Below are 14,423 nucleotides of genomic sequence, written 5' to 3'. Positions count from 1 at the left end.
TGTGTGTGCGAAAAGCGGGTCAGTGCCCCATGCCGAGTCCGCCGTCGACGGGGATGACTGCACCCGAGACGTATGCCGAATCGTCGGAGGCGAGGAAACTGACAACTGCTGCAACATCTTCCGGCTTTCCGGTCCGCTGCAACGGGATGAACTCGGTGGCCTTGTCCTTCACGTCGTCGCCCAGTGCTGCCGTCATGTCGGTCTCGATGAAACCCGGTGCGACAACATTGGCGGTGATCGAACGCGAGCCGAGTTCCCTTGTCAGGGAACGAGCGATACCGACGATGCCTGCCTTGGACGCGGCGTAGTTGACCTGGCCGGCTTGTCCTGCCAGACCCACCACCGAACCGAGGAAGATGAAGCGTCCGAAACGCGCGCGCAGCATCGACCGGGTCGCACGCTTCGAGAGGCGGAACGTACCGGTGAGGTTCGCGTCGACGACGCTCGTGAACTGCTCTTCACTCATTCGCATGATCAGTGTGTCGTCGGTGACGCCGGCATTGGCGACGATGACCTCGACCGGCCCCTGGTGCGCTTCGACCTCTTTGAATGCACGGTCGATCGACTCGGTGTCGGTGACGTCGCAAACGACGCCGAACAACCCTTCGGGGACACCGGAACCGCGGTGCGTGACGGCTACCTTGTGGCCGTCTGCGGCGAGCCGCTGAGCGACGGCCAAGCCGATTCCGCGGTTACCGCCGGTGACGAGCACCGAGCGCGGTGTGGTGACGGTCCGTTCGGAAACCACTGCCGTGGGAGGGGTAGACATGGCGATCAACCTATCAATTCTCTGCGGGCCGCGTACCAGCGGTATTTGGACAATTCGGAACTGCTCTCGATCAGGGCAGACGCTGCCTGCGTACCAGGGCAATCGTCAGACCAGCGGTCGCGAACACGACGCCGAGGACCAACCACGGTCGACTCGCATCGCCTCGTGTCGTCTCGAAACCGATCTGCTCTTCGAGCGTGTCGTACACCTGGCGCAGTTCTTCGAGGCTCGATGCCGTGAAGAAACTTCCGCCGGACAGGTTGGCGATCTCCTTCAGCGACGCATCGTCGACCGGGACGGGGATTCGGTCTCCTTCGATCTCGACTCGCCCGTATGTCGTTCCGAAGGAAATGGTCGAGATCGGAACGCCCTTGTCCTTGGCCTGACGGGCAGCGGTGAATCCGCCCCTCGGATCGTCCGAGTTCTCGGGAACGGTCTGCTTACCGTCGGACAGCAACACGATGCGCGCCGGTGGCGCCTGATCGCTGCCGCCGAGAACAGCCGACAGCGTGTCGATCGACTGCAACGAGGTGAAGATCGCTTCGCCCGTCGCCGTCCGCTCACTGAGCTTGAGGTTGTCGATGGCGACCTTCGTCGCGTCACGATTCGTGGTGGGCGACACCAGAACCGAAGCCGTTCCGGCAAATGCGACCAACCCGAGGTTGATGCCGGGAGTCAGACCGTCGGCGAACGACTTCGCAGCTTCCTGCGCTGCTGCCAATCGCGTCGGCTCGACGTCGGTGGCCTGCATCGACAGCGACACGTCGATCACGAGGATCACCGTGGCACGGTTTCGCGGGACCTTCTTGTCTGCCGTCGGACCGGCAAGGGCGACGGTGAAGAACACCAATGCGATGACCATCAGAATCGCCGGAATATGACGCCACCGCCCGGGCCGCGAAGGCGCGACCTTCTCCAACAGTGCGAAGTTCGTGAACCGAAGTGTGTGCTTGGCTCGCTGCTTCTGCACGAGTACGTAACCGACCACCAACGCGGCGATGACAGCGAGGAACAGCAGCCACCACGGTGCGGTGAATTGAGAAAGACTCACGAACGAACGCCCCCAGTTCCGGCGCCGGCACCATAACTGTGTCGGCGTGCCGAGATGAATCTCACGGCGTCGGCGATCCAGTCCCGATCGGTGTGCAGGGACATGAGCGGTGCGCCGCAACGACGTAGAGCTTGCCTGACCTCGACGCGGTGCTCGGCGGCGACTCTGGCGAAGTCGGCGCGCAGTTGCGGCGTCGTGGTGAATTCTCTGGTCCGGCCGGACTCGGGATCGTGGAGCACCACGTCGCCGACGTCCGGAAGTTCGAGGTCGCGCGGATCTACCACCTCGACGCCGAGCACGTCGTGACGTCCCGAAATGGCGCGCAGCGAGCGTTCCCAGTCGATCGGCCCGAGGAAGTCGCTGATGACGACCGCGAGTCCGCGCCGACGCTGTGGGCGTCTGAGCGCTTCGATCGCGCCGACCAGATCACCGCGTACCCCGTCCGGAGCGTGCGGAGTCGTCGCGATCTTGCGGAGCATCGCCTGTGCGTGAATGCGCCCACCGCGGGCCGGAATTCGAGTTGTCTGGGCGCCCGTCGAGATGATGGCGCCGACGCGGTTACCGCCCGAACTGGTCAGGTGAGTGATCGCCGCGGCTGCGGCGACAACCAGGTCGCGCTTCTCGCATCCGGCGGTCCCGAAGTCGAGACTTGCAGACAGGTCGATGACAAGCCACGTCTCGAGCTCACGATCCGCGACCGACTGGCGCACGTGTGGGTGCGTCGTCCGCGCGGTCACGGACCAATCCATCTGCCGCACGTCGTCGCCCGGCTGATACTCGCGGGCGTCACCCGGTTCCGAACCCGGGCCGGGAATCAGGCCGAGGTGATCGCCGTGCAGCACACCGTCGAGGCGACGACGAACCGTCAGCTCGAGGGTGCGCAGCGCAGCGGTGAGTTTGGGATCGCTGAGCTCGCCGGATCGGAACGACGGCGGAGAACCGGTGGATCCGGCGGGTGTCGCCTGGCCACCGTCGCGGCCTTCGGTCACTGCGGGCGACTCATCGTCTCAGCGGTCGCGATCGGCGCGCCGTTTCCCTGTGGATTGACTGTGCCCTGTGGATTCGCGGTGCCCTGTGCGTTGAACTGAGGTGCCTGCGGTGCGCCCTGCTGAGGCGGACCGGGAACGGTAGGAACAGGCCGCGCGGCGATCTGCGGCAGTCCGACGGTCTGCAGCACCCGGGCGATGACCGCGTCGGGAGTCACCTCGTCGGCCATGGCGTCGTAGGAGAGAACGAGGCGGTGGCGCAACACGTCCGGGATCACCTCGATGACGTCCTGCGGCACGACGTAGTCGCGGCCGCGGACGAGAGCGAGAGCCCGCGACGCGGCGATGATGCCGAGCGTCGCGCGGGGTGAGGCGCCGTACGCGATCCAGCCCGCGACGTCCTCGAGTCCGACCTCACGCGGCGTACGCGTAGCGGCGATGACCCGGACAACGTAGTCGACGAGCGCGTGGTGGACGAAGACGTTGCTGGCGACGCGTTGGAGCCTGACCAACTCCTCCGGACCGAGGATCTGGTGCGGCTCCGGGGCTGCCACACCCATCCGGTAGACGATTTCGCGTTCTTCCTCGACAGTCGGGTAGTCGACGAGGATCTTGAACAGGAAGCGGTCGCGCTGCGCCTCGGGGAGCGGATAGACACCCTCGTTCTCGATGGGGTTCTGCGTCGCCATCACCAGGAACGGATCGGGCATGTGGTACCGCTTGCCACCGATCGAGACGTGGCGTTCTGCCATCACCTCGAGGAGCGCGGACTGCACCTTGGCCGGGGCACGGTTGATCTCGTCGGCCAACACGAAGTTGGCGACGACGGGTCCGAGTTCGGTGTCGAACTCCTCGCGGCCCTGACGGTAGATGCGCGTGCCGATGAGGTCGGTTGGCACCAGGTCGGGGGTGAACTGGACGCGGGAGAACGAACCGCCGACGACCTTCGCGAAAGTCTCGACGGCCAGCGTCTTGGCGACACCGGGTACGCCTTCGAGGAGGACGTGCCCCTTGGCGAGAAGTCCGACGAGAATGCGCTCGACAAGCCGGTCCTGCCCGACGATGACTCGCTTGACCTCGTAGATCGCTCGTTCCAAGGTCTGAACGTCGGCTGCCAGGGAAGGTGCTGCTCCGTCCGCACTTCCGCTCGCCTTGCTTACGTCGACCGTTCCGACCGAATCTTCACGTGAGGTCACCAAGAATCCATCGCTTTCACCTAGAAAAGTACCGACAGTAACGTGTTCCCCGTCAACTATTCCAGGTAGTTGCGCTCGATGCCGTAACACCACGTCGGGAACTTGATAGTTCCCTGACAATGCGGGTGTCAGCGGCATTTCCTCTGACGGTCAGGACACCAGTCGGACGGCGTACGGCGTCATTCCGCCCCAGCGAACCGGGGAGACCATGACACTCGAACCGGATTGTGGTGCCTCGAGCATCTGCCCGTTACCGAGGTAGAGCGCCACGTGCTGGCTGGCGTTGGGGCCGTAGAAGATCATGTCGCCGCGTTTCATCTCCGAAGACGGGACCTGCGTGCCCGCGGTGTACTGATAGCCGGTGTAGTGCGGCAGCGAGATTCCGATGCCGGCGAAGGCGTAGATCATCAAGCCCGAGCAGTCGAACCCGACTTTGTTGAAGTCGCCGTAACTGTCGGCGACGCCGCCGTCACGGATGCCTCGCGTCGGACCGTTTTCGTCACCGCCGCCCCAGGCGTACTGCACGCCGAGCTGAGACATTCCGCGGTCGATGACGGATTCGATTGCAGCGCTTCCGGTAACGGAAGGCTTCGGCGTGCTGGGCTTCGGCGTCGTCGGCTTGGGGGTGGTGGGCTTGGGCGTCGTGACCGTTTCCTCTTCGGTACCGGTCTCTTCGTCCGTGCCTGTTTCCTCGTCGGTCCCGGTTTCCTCGTCAGTCCAGGTGTCGTCGTCGTCCGGGATGACGGTCGGAGTCGGGTCTTCCACAGCGGTGTGCGGACGCTGAGCCGCTGCCAGTGCTGCAGCTCGATCCTTGGCGGCCTGGTCGGCAGCTGCGCGGGCAGCAGCCTGTGCGGCAGCTTCCTTGGCGGCAGCTTCGAGAGCCTTCTGATGAGCTTCCTCGGCGCGACGCTGCTCGTCCCACGTCGCATACGCCTGGCGTTGGCCCTGCAAACCTGCGACTGCATTGCGGGCGGCGTCGAGCTGAGCCTGAGCGGAGTTCCGCTCGGCTTCGATCGCGGCCTTCTTGGCAACCTGCTGATCGAGAGCGTTGCGCGCGATCTGAATCGCCTGCTCGGCCAGATCCTTCAGTTGTGCCGCGACCTCGGCGGCGGCGTCGGCCTGCTGCTTTGCCTGGCGGGTCGCGGAGTCCTTGTTCGCCTGCTCGGTACGTGCTCGTTGGAGACCGTCAAGCACTGCGCTCTGCGTATTGGCGAGCAGTTTGAGGACCTGCGCGCGGTCGAGGACGTCGCCCGGGCCCTTGGCGTCGAGGAACGACGAGATGGACGCGGTGTTGGTGCCCTTGACGTAGCTCGAGCGTGCGTACTTGTCGAAGTCCGTCTGAGCGACCTCGATCTGCGCCGACGCGTCCTTAAGAGCTTGTTTGGTGACGCCGACGGCCTGCGCTGCGGTGTCTGCGGCGCCGCGAGCGTTCTGCAGATCCACGAGCGTCTTGTTGACGTCTTCACGCTTGATCGCAACTTCGTTGTCGAGTGCCGACAACTGTTCGTTGGCCGATGCGACTTGATTGATGAGCGCGCTGACGGTGCCGACGCTCGACGAGACCTGCGAATCGGCCGCAGCGATGTCCGAGTCACTCGGATTCGGCGGCGGCGGTGGTACGGCCGAGGACATGGCGGGCGTACCGACGATCAGGGACCCGACAATGCCGAATCCGATGACCAGTTGCGCCAGGCGCATCAACTTACGGGAAGGACCACGACGGGACTCGCCGCCACGTGTTACTTGCCTCACAAATAACTCTCCCTCGCGTGTAACGCCACGGCCCGCTGGGTCGCCGATCCGTGCGGGGAGGGAATGCGCAGACCAAGCACCGGTAGCCCACAGCCCGAGAGCTGCTCGTCGACCTGGACGTGCCGTACGAACGCCACCGTCGACACCTCGAGAACAAGGCAACCGACAAGTACGCGTCGAACAACATCAGCCTGTCTGCGACACTTCTTCCCCAAAAAGTGCCAGTTGTACCGTACGACACTCAAGCGTTCTTTGGAAACTTTAGCCACAAATAACACAAACGGTATTTGAGCTGGTCGAATGGCATGCAGGTACCAAAAAGGGCAGGTACTCACCGCAAACAGCGGTGAGTACCTGTTTTCGACGAGTTACTGAAAATCTCGCAAAAGGACCAAGGTCAGACGGAATCGGCCCGGTGGTCGGAAGATGTCGCCGTTTCTGAAGTCGAAGCGATATGTCTGGTTTGCGCGTTTTCCGGCTCTCGCCGCCACTTGACGGCAAAGGTAATTCCGGCAATAACCGCAACCAGTGCGATCACAAGGACCGTGTAAAGCGTCCACGGCGGACCCGGCGCCACGATCTCGTGCGAGAAGCGGTCCGCGGTCACGCTCGCGCTTTCTCCGAAAGATCGGTCCTGCGCGGTTTCGAGCTGCACACGACTGATCGAGTCGCTGTAGCTACCCATCCAGTCTGGGCTCAGAACGAGAACCGTGCCGCCTTCGGTTTTGCCGACCGTCGTGGCCAGGTCGCGAAGATCGGACGGCCGGCCCGGATTTGCGTCGACCACTACGACGCTCAAGTCGACACCACGTTCACGGGCGTCGGTCACCACCGCAGTCAGCCCCACAACATCGGACTCCGGGGCGGAGACGCCGTCCGTCGAAAGGTCCGCGAGCACGTCGTCGAGATCGACATCCGACGGAACAGCGACGTGCAACGGGGACTTCACGTGCACAGGCGCAAAAGCGTGATTGGTAGGAGCAGACATCTCTCATCCGGGTGCTGTTCGGATTCCGTCCACCGCTGAGATGCGGGGAGTTCTTCCGAGGTCGTTTTTCGGCGGCCGACCCGCGACGGGCCTGCATGCAGCCTACTTCAGGTCGACTGCCACCAGGCGTCACACGCAACCGCCGCGCGTGCCGCCCGAGCGGTAACTGTGGGTGTGGTCACCCAGCCAAGCCTGCGTTGCGCAGGCCCGCAGTCTGCATGAAGATTGTTTCGGTCAACTTGCCCTGAATTCTCACAGGACAAGCGTACTGTTAGACTTGGACCAAGAGGTACCACCGGTCAGGACAGGTTCTACTGCAGCTCCGATGTTCGGACAGTTCTCACGCGAACTGTGCGATTGGCGTGAGCTACGGAGGATCTTCCCGGCCGAAGTACCTCGCTTCAGCTGCCGACACAGCCCCGTCGGTAGCGACCCTCATAGACGAGTGGAGCAGACGTGAGCACCAGTATCGATTCATTCGGAGCCAAGGGAACCCTCGAGGTCGGTGAGAACTCTTACGAGATCTTCCGCCTCTCGGCCGTCCCTGGCACCGAGAAATTGCCCTATTCCTTGAAGGTTCTCGCCGAGAACCTTCTCCGCACCGAAGACGGTGCCAACATCACCGCGGATCACATCCGCGCAATCGCGAGCTGGGATCCCTCAGCCGAGCCGAGCATCGAAATCCAGTTCACGCCTGCCCGCGTGATCATGCAGGACTTCACCGGCGTTCCTTGCATCGTCGACCTCGCCACCATGCGTGAGGCCGTCACCACCCTCGGCGGCGACCCGAACAAGGTCAACCCGCTCTCCCCCGCCGACATGGTCATCGACCACTCGGTCATCCTCGACGTCTTCGGCCAGGCCGACGCACTCGAGCGCAACGTCGACCTCGAATACGAGCGCAACGGCGAGCGTTACCAGTTCCTCCGTTGGGGCCAGGGCGCATTCGACGACTTCAAGGTCGTCCCCCCGGGAATGGGCATCGTTCACCAGGTCAACATCGAATACCTGGCGCCCACCGTCATGTCCCGTAACGGACAGGCATACCCCGACACCTGTGTCGGCACCGACTCGCACACCACGATGGTCAACGGCCTCGGCGTGCTCGGCTGGGGCGTCGGCGGCATCGAGGCCGAGGCAGCAATGCTCGGCCAGCCCGTCTCCATGCTGATCCCCCGCGTTGTCGGCTTCAAGCTCTCCGGTGAGATCAAGCCCGGCGTCACCGCAACCGACGTCGTGCTCACCGCCACCGAGATGCTCCGTAAGCACGGCGTCGTCGGCAAGTTCGTCGAGTTCTACGGCAACGGTGTTGCCGAGGTTCCGCTCGCGAACCGCGCAACGCTGGGCAACATGAGCCCCGAATTCGGTTCCACCGCAGCGATCTTCCCGATCGACGCCGAGACCATCGAGTACCTGCGCCTCACCGGCCGCAGCGACGAGCAGCTCGCTCTCGTCGAGGCGTACGCCAAGGAACAGGGCCTGTGGCACAACCCCGACAAGGAACCCGTCTTCTCGGAGTACATCGAGCTGGATCTGGGAACCGTTGTTCCCTCGATCGCCGGCCCGAAGCGCCCGCAGGACCGAATCCTGTTGTCGGAGTCCAAGACTGCGTTCCGCAAGGACATCCACAACTACGTGGAAGAGAACTACCCGACCGAGCACACCCAGCTCGACGAGGCCGTCGAAGAGTCCTTCCCGGCTTCCGATCCCGCGGTTCTGTCGTTTGCCGACGACGGAGCGGTCGACGTTCTCTCTGCTGCCAACGGTGCAGAAGGCCGTCCGAGCAAGCCGGTCGTCGTCAAGTCCGACGCCGGTGAGTTCGTTCTCGACCACGGCGCCGTCGTTGTTGCAGGTATCACCTCCTGCACCAACACGTCCAACCCGTCGGTCATGCTCGGTGCTGCACTGCTCGCACGCAACGCCGTCGAAAAGGGCCTCGCCACCAAGCCGTGGGTCAAGACCAACATGGCTCCCGGTTCGCAGGTCGTCACCGATTACTACGAGAAGGCCGGCCTGTGGCCGTACCTCGAGAAGCTCGGTTACTACCTCGGCGGTTACGGCTGCACCACGTGCATCGGTAACACCGGACCCCTGCCCGAGGCAGTCTCGAAGGCCATCAACGACAACGACCTCTCGGTCACCGCGGTGCTCTCGGGTAACCGTAACTTCGAGGGACGTATCTCCCCCGACGTCAAGATGAACTACCTGGCTTCCCCGCCGCTCGTGATTGCATACGGCCTCGCCGGAACCATGGACTTCGACTTCGAGACCGATTCGCTCGGTAACGACACCGACGGAAACCCCGTCTACCTCAAGGACATCTGGCCGTCCACGCAGGAAATCGAAGAGACGATCAAGTCCTCGATCGACCAGGACATGTTCCGCAAGTCGTACGCAACCATCTTTGCGGGCGACAGCCGCTGGCAGAACCTCGAAACCCCGAAGGGTGACACCTTCGAGTGGGACGTGAACTCCACCTACGTGCGGAAGCCACCTTACTTCGACGGCATGACGATGGATCCGGCTCCGGTCAAGGACATCAAGGGCGCTCGCGTCCTCGCGCTGCTCGGCGACTCGGTCACCACCGACCACATCAGCCCGGCAGGTCCGATCAAGGTCGGTACCCCCGCTGCGCAGTACCTCGACTCCCACGGCGTCGAGCGTGCGGATTACAACTCGCTCGGCTCGCGTCGCGGTAACCACGAGGTCATGATTCGCGGAACGTTCGCGAACATCCGTCTGCGCAACCAGCTCCTCGACGACGTCTCCGGTGGTTACACCCGCGACTTCACGCAGGAAGGCGCACCGCAGGCATTCATCTACGACGCGTCGCAGAACTACCAGGCAGCCGGCATCCCGCTGGTCGTCCTGGGCGGCAAGGAGTACGGCTCCGGATCCTCGCGTGACTGGGCAGCCAAGGGCACCAGCCTGCTCGGCGTCAAGGCCGTCATCACCGAGTCGTTCGAGCGCATCCACCGCTCCAACCTCATCGGCATGGGCGTTGTCCCGCTGCAGTTCCCGGTCGGCGAGTCCGCAGGTTCGCTCAAGCTCGACGGCACCGAGACCTTCGACATCGAAGGCGTCGAGAAGCTCAACGAGGGCGTCACCCCGAAGACCATGAAGGTCACGGCGACGCGCGAGAACGGCGAGAAGGTCGTATTCGACGCAGTCGTACGCATCGATACCCCCGGCGAAGCGGATTACTACCGCAACGGTGGCATCCTGCAGTACGTGCTTCGCAACATGATCCGGGGCTAGTCAACCGAGCCCTGCTCTAACCCACGTGGCGGACTCAGCGAGGTGCTGAGTCCGCCACGTGCGTTCAGAGCACAAAGAAAGCGCGAGACGAGGACAACAACGTGCCCAAGGTCAGTGAAGACCATCTCGCGGCACGGCGCAGTCAGATCCTTGACGGCGCCCGCCGCTGCTTTGCGGAATACGGCTACGACGGCGCCACAGTTCGCCGTCTCGAAGAAGTCACCGGTTTGTCCCGAGGAGCGATCTTTCATCACTTCAAGGACAAGGACGGCTTGTTCCTCGCTCTCGCAAGCGAGGATGCGAGCCGGATGGCAGATGTCGTCGCCGAAGAGGGCCTCGTCCAGGTCATGCGGGACATGCTCGCGCAGCCCGATCAATTCGATTGGCTGGGAACGCGACTGGAGATAGCGCGTCGACTGCGCAACGACGCCGACTTCCGCGAGAAGTGGTCACAGCGCTCCGTAGAACTGACGGAAGCGACCAGTGCGCGCCTCGCCAGACAGAAATCGGCCGGTCGGCTCCGTGACGACGTTCCCACCGAAATTCTGATCGGATACCTGGATCTGGTGATGGACGGCCTGGTCGCGAGAATCGCCTCCGGCCACGGCGTCGACAACCTGTCAGCTGTTCTCGATCTGGTCGAGGAATCGGTGCGGCGGCGAGATTGAGGGGCTTCGCCCCTGTGAGTGGTTGAGGAGTGCGGGGACTCCCTAACCACTCACAGGGGGTTAGGCGAGCTGGATCAGCTCGAGGTATTCCTGCGACCAGTGGTCCTCGTTGCCGTCGGGCAGGAGGATGACCCGCTCGGGGTTGAGTGCCTCGGCAGCGCCCGGATCGTGGGTGACCAGGACGACGGCACCGGTGTAGCTGCGGAGCGCGTCGAGCACCTGCTCGCGTGAGATCGGGTCCAGGTTGTTGGTGGGCTCGTCGAGAAGCAGAACGTTGGCAGCGGACGACACCAGACCGGCCAGAGCCAGACGCGTCTTTTCACCACCCGAGAGCGTTCCGGCCGGCTGTTCGAGCTGTGGGCCGGTGAACATGAAGGCACCGAGCAGAGAACGCAGTTCCTGCTCCCCTGTATCCGGCGCAGCGTGGCGGATGTTCTCCCACACGGACGCGTCGTCGTCGAGGGTGTCGTGCTCCTGAGCGAAGTAGCCGACCTTGAGTCCGTGACCGGCGATCAGCTCACCCGCGTCCGCCTTCTCCGCGCCCGCGAGGATGCGGAGCAGTGTGGTCTTACCTGCACCGTTGAGTCCGAGGATAACCACACGAGACCCACGATCGATCGCGAGATCGACACCGGTGAAGATCTCGAGCGAGCCGTACACCTTGGTGAGGTTCTTGCCCATCAGCGGAGTCTTGCCACAAGCGGCGGGCTCGGGGAAACGAATCCGCGCAACCTTGTCCGAGACACGTTCGGCATCGAGGTTCGCCATCAACTTGTCGGCTCTCTTGGCCATGTTCTGAGCCGCGACGGCCTTGGTTGCCTTTGCACCCATCTTCGCTGCCTGAATCCGCAGCGCACCGGCCTTCTTCTCGGCGTTCGCGCGCTCGCGGCGACGACGCTGCTCGTCCGTGGCACGAGCGTCGAGGTACTTCTTCCAGTTCATGTTGTAGACGTCGGCCTCACCGCGGACGGCATCGAGGAACCACACACGGTTGACGACGTCGTTGAGCAGGTCGACGTCGTGGCTGATGACCACCAGTCCGCCCTCGTGGTTCTGGAGGAATCCACGCAGCCAGGTGATGGAGTCGGCGTCGAGGTGGTTGGTGGGCTCGTCGAGCAGCAGAGTCGTGTCCGAGCGGGCACCGCTGCCGTCGGAGGCGGCAAAGAGGATTCGCGCCAATTCGACACGACGACGCTGACCGCCGGACAGCGTGCTGAGCGGCTGCCCGAGAATACGGTCTTCGAGGCCGAGGCTGCTGGTGATACGTGCGGCTTCGCTCTCGGCTTCGTAGCCGCCGAGGGCCGAGAATCGATCCTCGAGCTGGCCGTACTTCTTGACCGCGCGGTCCTGAGATTCCTGATCGAGCACCTCGCCCATCAGGATCTGCTGCTTCTCCATCTCGCGGAGCATCGTGTCGAGGCCGCGGGCAGAGAGAACCCGGTCCTTGGCGAGGATGCTCAGGTCGCCCTCTTTGGGGTCCTGCGGGAGGTATCCGAGTTCACCGGTGCGTACGACGCTTCCCGCATATGCCTCACCTTCACCGGCGAGGATGCGCAGAGTGGTCGTCTTTCCGGCACCGTTACGTCCGACGAGTCCGATCCGGTCGCCCGGCTGGATGCGCAGCGAAGGCCCGGGAGCTGTGAGAAGGGTGCGGACACCGGCACGAACTTCGAGGTCAGTGGCGGTAATCAAGCAAACTCCTCAGGAAAAACGACGAATACGGGTAAACAATGCCTGACTACAGACACAAGAACTATCGATTTTACCGTGACCTGACGGTCGTTCCGACCAGGAGCGTGTGAGTCCGCTAACGTTCGGGACATGACTAGCGAAAACAGCACTCGTCCTCGCGACCTCGAAGGCCGCGCCGCCATCGTCACCGGCGCAAGTCGCGGAATCGGCAAAGCTGTCGCCGCCGAACTCCTCGCTCGCGGCGCCGACGTCTTGATCACAGCCCGCAAGCCGGAGCCCCTCGAGGCCGCTGCATCCGAACTGTCCGATCTGGGGCACGGCGGCAAGGTCGTCGCATTCGCGGGCAACGCAGCCGATGCCGAGGCCCGATCCGGTGCCGTCGACCGCGCCGTCGCCGAGTTCGGTTCGCTCGACATTCTGGTCAACAACACCGGAATCAATCCCGTCTTCGGGTCGCTCATGGAGGCGGACCTCGACGCCGTGCGCAAGATCTTCGACGTGAACGTGGTTGCCGCCCTCGGTTACGTCCAACAAGCACATCGGGCGTGGATGGGCGAACACGGTGGAGCCGTCGTGAACCTGGCAAGTGTGGCCGGGATCCGATCGACGGGCGTCATCGCGGCGTACGGCGCGTCGAAGGCTGCGCTCATCCGGTTGACGGAAGAACTGGCCTGGCAACTGGGACCGAAGATTCGTGTCAATGCCGTAGCTCCCGGGATCGTCAAGACGCAGTTCGCGGCAGCACTGGTCGCTGCCGGCGAGGACAAGGCGTCGGCGGGCTACCCGATGAAGCGGCTCGGCACCCCCGAGGACGTTGCCGGCTTGGTCGGCTTCCTCCTCTCCGACGCGGCGGCATGGATCACCGGCGAAACGGTCCGGGTCGACGGCGGTCTGCTCGCAACGGGATCGATGTAGTGCGCCGATCATGAGCACACTCGACTCCTCCGCCGACGTGGTGATCGTGGGCGGAGGGCCGGCGGGGCGGGCACTCGCGACGCGCTGTATCGCCCGGCAACTCACCGTTGTCGTTGTCGATCCGCATCCTCATCGGGTGTGGACGCCGACGTACTCGGCGTGGGCAGACGAGTTGCCGTCGTGGCTGCCGGGCGAGGTGATCGCGAGCCGGATCGAACGCCCGAGCGTGTGGACCAGCGGGCAGAAAACGCTTGATCGCATCTATTGCGTATTGAATACATCTTTACTGCAATCATTTCTCTCCGACACATCCATACAGTTCAGAGGCTTACGCGCTCAAACACTGTCCACCACCACCGTCGTGTGCGTGGACGGATCGCAGCTGACGGGATCCGTCGTCGTCGACGCCCGAGGCACCGATCTGGCAGTGACAACCGCGCAGCAGACGGCCTTCGGAATGATCGTGGACCGAGCTCTGGCCGATCCGATTCTGGGCGGCAGCGAGGCCTGGTTCATGGACTGGCGAACAGACAACGGCACCTCCGACGCCGACACTCCCTCGTTTCTCTACGCGGTCCCGCTCGACAACGAGCGAGTCCTCCTCGAGGAGACCTGCCTCGTCGGCCGGCCGGCGTTGGGGTTGCGCGAACTCGAAACACGTCTGCGCACCCGACTTCACAATCGGGGCCGCGAAGTCCCCGACGACGCGCCGGTCGAGCGAGTCCGTTTTGCGGTCGAAGGCCCGAAAGACTCGTCCCCGGACGGTGTCCTCCGGTTCGGCGGGCGAGGCGGTCTGATGCATCCGGGAACCGGATACAGCGTTGCCTCCTCACTCGCCGAGGCCGACACTGTCGCGAAAGCAATCGCCGACGGTGAGGATCCGAACGCGGCACTCTGGCCTCGCTCGGCCAAGGCGGTATCCGCTCTCCGCCGCGTTGGTCTGAACGCACTTCTCACCCTCGACTCGGGCGAAGTCACCACATTCTTCGGCAAGTTCTTCGATCTACCGGTCGAGGCTCAGCGGTCATACCTTTCCGATCGGCGGGACGCGGCCGCGACGGCGAAAGTGATGGCAACACTGTTCCGATCGTCACCGTGGCACGTGAGAAAGACGTTGATGCGCGCGCCGTTTCTCCGGTGACTAGATC

Annotated in this window: 11 protein-coding genes; 4 read left to right on the top strand and 7 right to left on the bottom strand. The window is 63.7% G+C overall.

The window, feature by feature from the left end:
• Positions 1-19 precede the first annotated feature (19 nt).
• The 6 genes from fabG1 to H7C86_RS04940 all read right to left on the bottom strand — a co-directional run bounded on the left by fabG1 (position 20) and on the right by H7C86_RS04940 (position 6,742).
• Positions 20-769: a 3-oxoacyl-ACP reductase FabG1 gene (gene fabG1 / locus H7C86_RS04965; RefSeq protein ID WP_182261183.1), complete on the bottom strand. Its 750-nt coding sequence runs from the start codon at positions 767-769 to the stop codon at positions 20-22.
• 70 nt (positions 770-839) lie between these two features.
• Positions 840-1,820, bottom strand: a complete 981-nt coding sequence (locus H7C86_RS04960; protein WP_003944878.1) for a VWA domain-containing protein — start codon at positions 1,818-1,820, stop codon at positions 840-842.
• Entirely contained in the window at positions 1,817-2,809 is a 993-nt protein-coding gene (locus H7C86_RS04955; protein WP_182261182.1) for a DUF58 domain-containing protein, read from the bottom strand. Before H7C86_RS04955 ends, H7C86_RS04960 begins: the two co-directional genes overlap by 4 nt.
• On the bottom strand, positions 2,806-4,002 hold the full coding sequence (locus H7C86_RS04950) for a MoxR family ATPase (RefSeq protein ID WP_019748425.1): 1,197 nt from the start codon (positions 4,000-4,002) through the stop codon (positions 2,806-2,808). Before H7C86_RS04950 ends, H7C86_RS04955 begins: the two co-directional genes overlap by 4 nt.
• 150 nt (positions 4,003-4,152) lie before the next feature.
• Positions 4,153-5,700: an NlpC/P60 family protein gene (locus H7C86_RS04945; RefSeq protein ID WP_030245593.1), complete on the bottom strand. Its 1,548-nt coding sequence runs from the start codon at positions 5,698-5,700 to the stop codon at positions 4,153-4,155.
• Positions 5,701-6,151: 451 nt separating this feature from the next.
• On the bottom strand, positions 6,152-6,742 hold the full coding sequence (locus tag H7C86_RS04940) for a DUF6676 family protein (protein ID WP_020969605.1): 591 nt from the start codon (positions 6,740-6,742) through the stop codon (positions 6,152-6,154).
• A 456-nt stretch (positions 6,743-7,198) separates the two neighbouring features.
• Between H7C86_RS04940 and acnA the strand changes: the two genes are divergently transcribed.
• Positions 7,199-10,000, top strand: a complete 2,802-nt coding sequence (gene acnA, locus H7C86_RS04935; RefSeq protein WP_019748421.1) for an aconitate hydratase AcnA — start codon at positions 7,199-7,201, stop codon at positions 9,998-10,000.
• A 101-nt stretch (positions 10,001-10,101) separates the two neighbouring features.
• Positions 10,102-10,668 carry a TetR/AcrR family transcriptional regulator gene (locus tag H7C86_RS04930; RefSeq protein ID WP_003944970.1) on the top strand — a complete coding sequence of 189 codons (567 nt, stop codon included), beginning with the start codon at positions 10,102-10,104 and terminating at the stop codon, positions 10,666-10,668.
• 60 nt (positions 10,669-10,728) lie between these two features.
• On the opposite strand, the gene H7C86_RS04925 is transcribed toward H7C86_RS04930, so the two are convergent.
• Complete coding sequence (locus H7C86_RS04925; protein WP_020907739.1) at positions 10,729-12,360, bottom strand: ABC-F family ATP-binding cassette domain-containing protein; 1,632 nt, start codon at positions 12,358-12,360, stop codon at positions 10,729-10,731.
• Between the two features lie 129 nt (positions 12,361-12,489).
• Here H7C86_RS04925 and H7C86_RS04920 point away from each other — a divergent pair, with 129 nt between their 5' ends.
• Positions 12,490-13,275: an SDR family oxidoreductase gene (locus H7C86_RS04920; protein ID WP_182261181.1), complete on the top strand. Its 786-nt coding sequence runs from the start codon at positions 12,490-12,492 to the stop codon at positions 13,273-13,275.
• A gap of 10 nt (positions 13,276-13,285) precedes the next feature.
• Positions 13,286-14,416: a lycopene cyclase family protein gene (locus H7C86_RS04915; RefSeq protein WP_182261180.1), complete on the top strand. Its 1,131-nt coding sequence runs from the start codon at positions 13,286-13,288 to the stop codon at positions 14,414-14,416.
• Positions 14,417-14,423 lie beyond the last annotated feature (7 nt).

It is taken from the genome of Rhodococcus sp. UFZ-B548, assembly GCF_903819475.1.
GTDB lineage: Bacteria > Actinomycetota > Actinomycetes > Mycobacteriales > Mycobacteriaceae > Rhodococcus_F > Rhodococcus_F erythropolis.
This window is presented reverse-complemented; position numbering and strand designations above follow the sequence as displayed.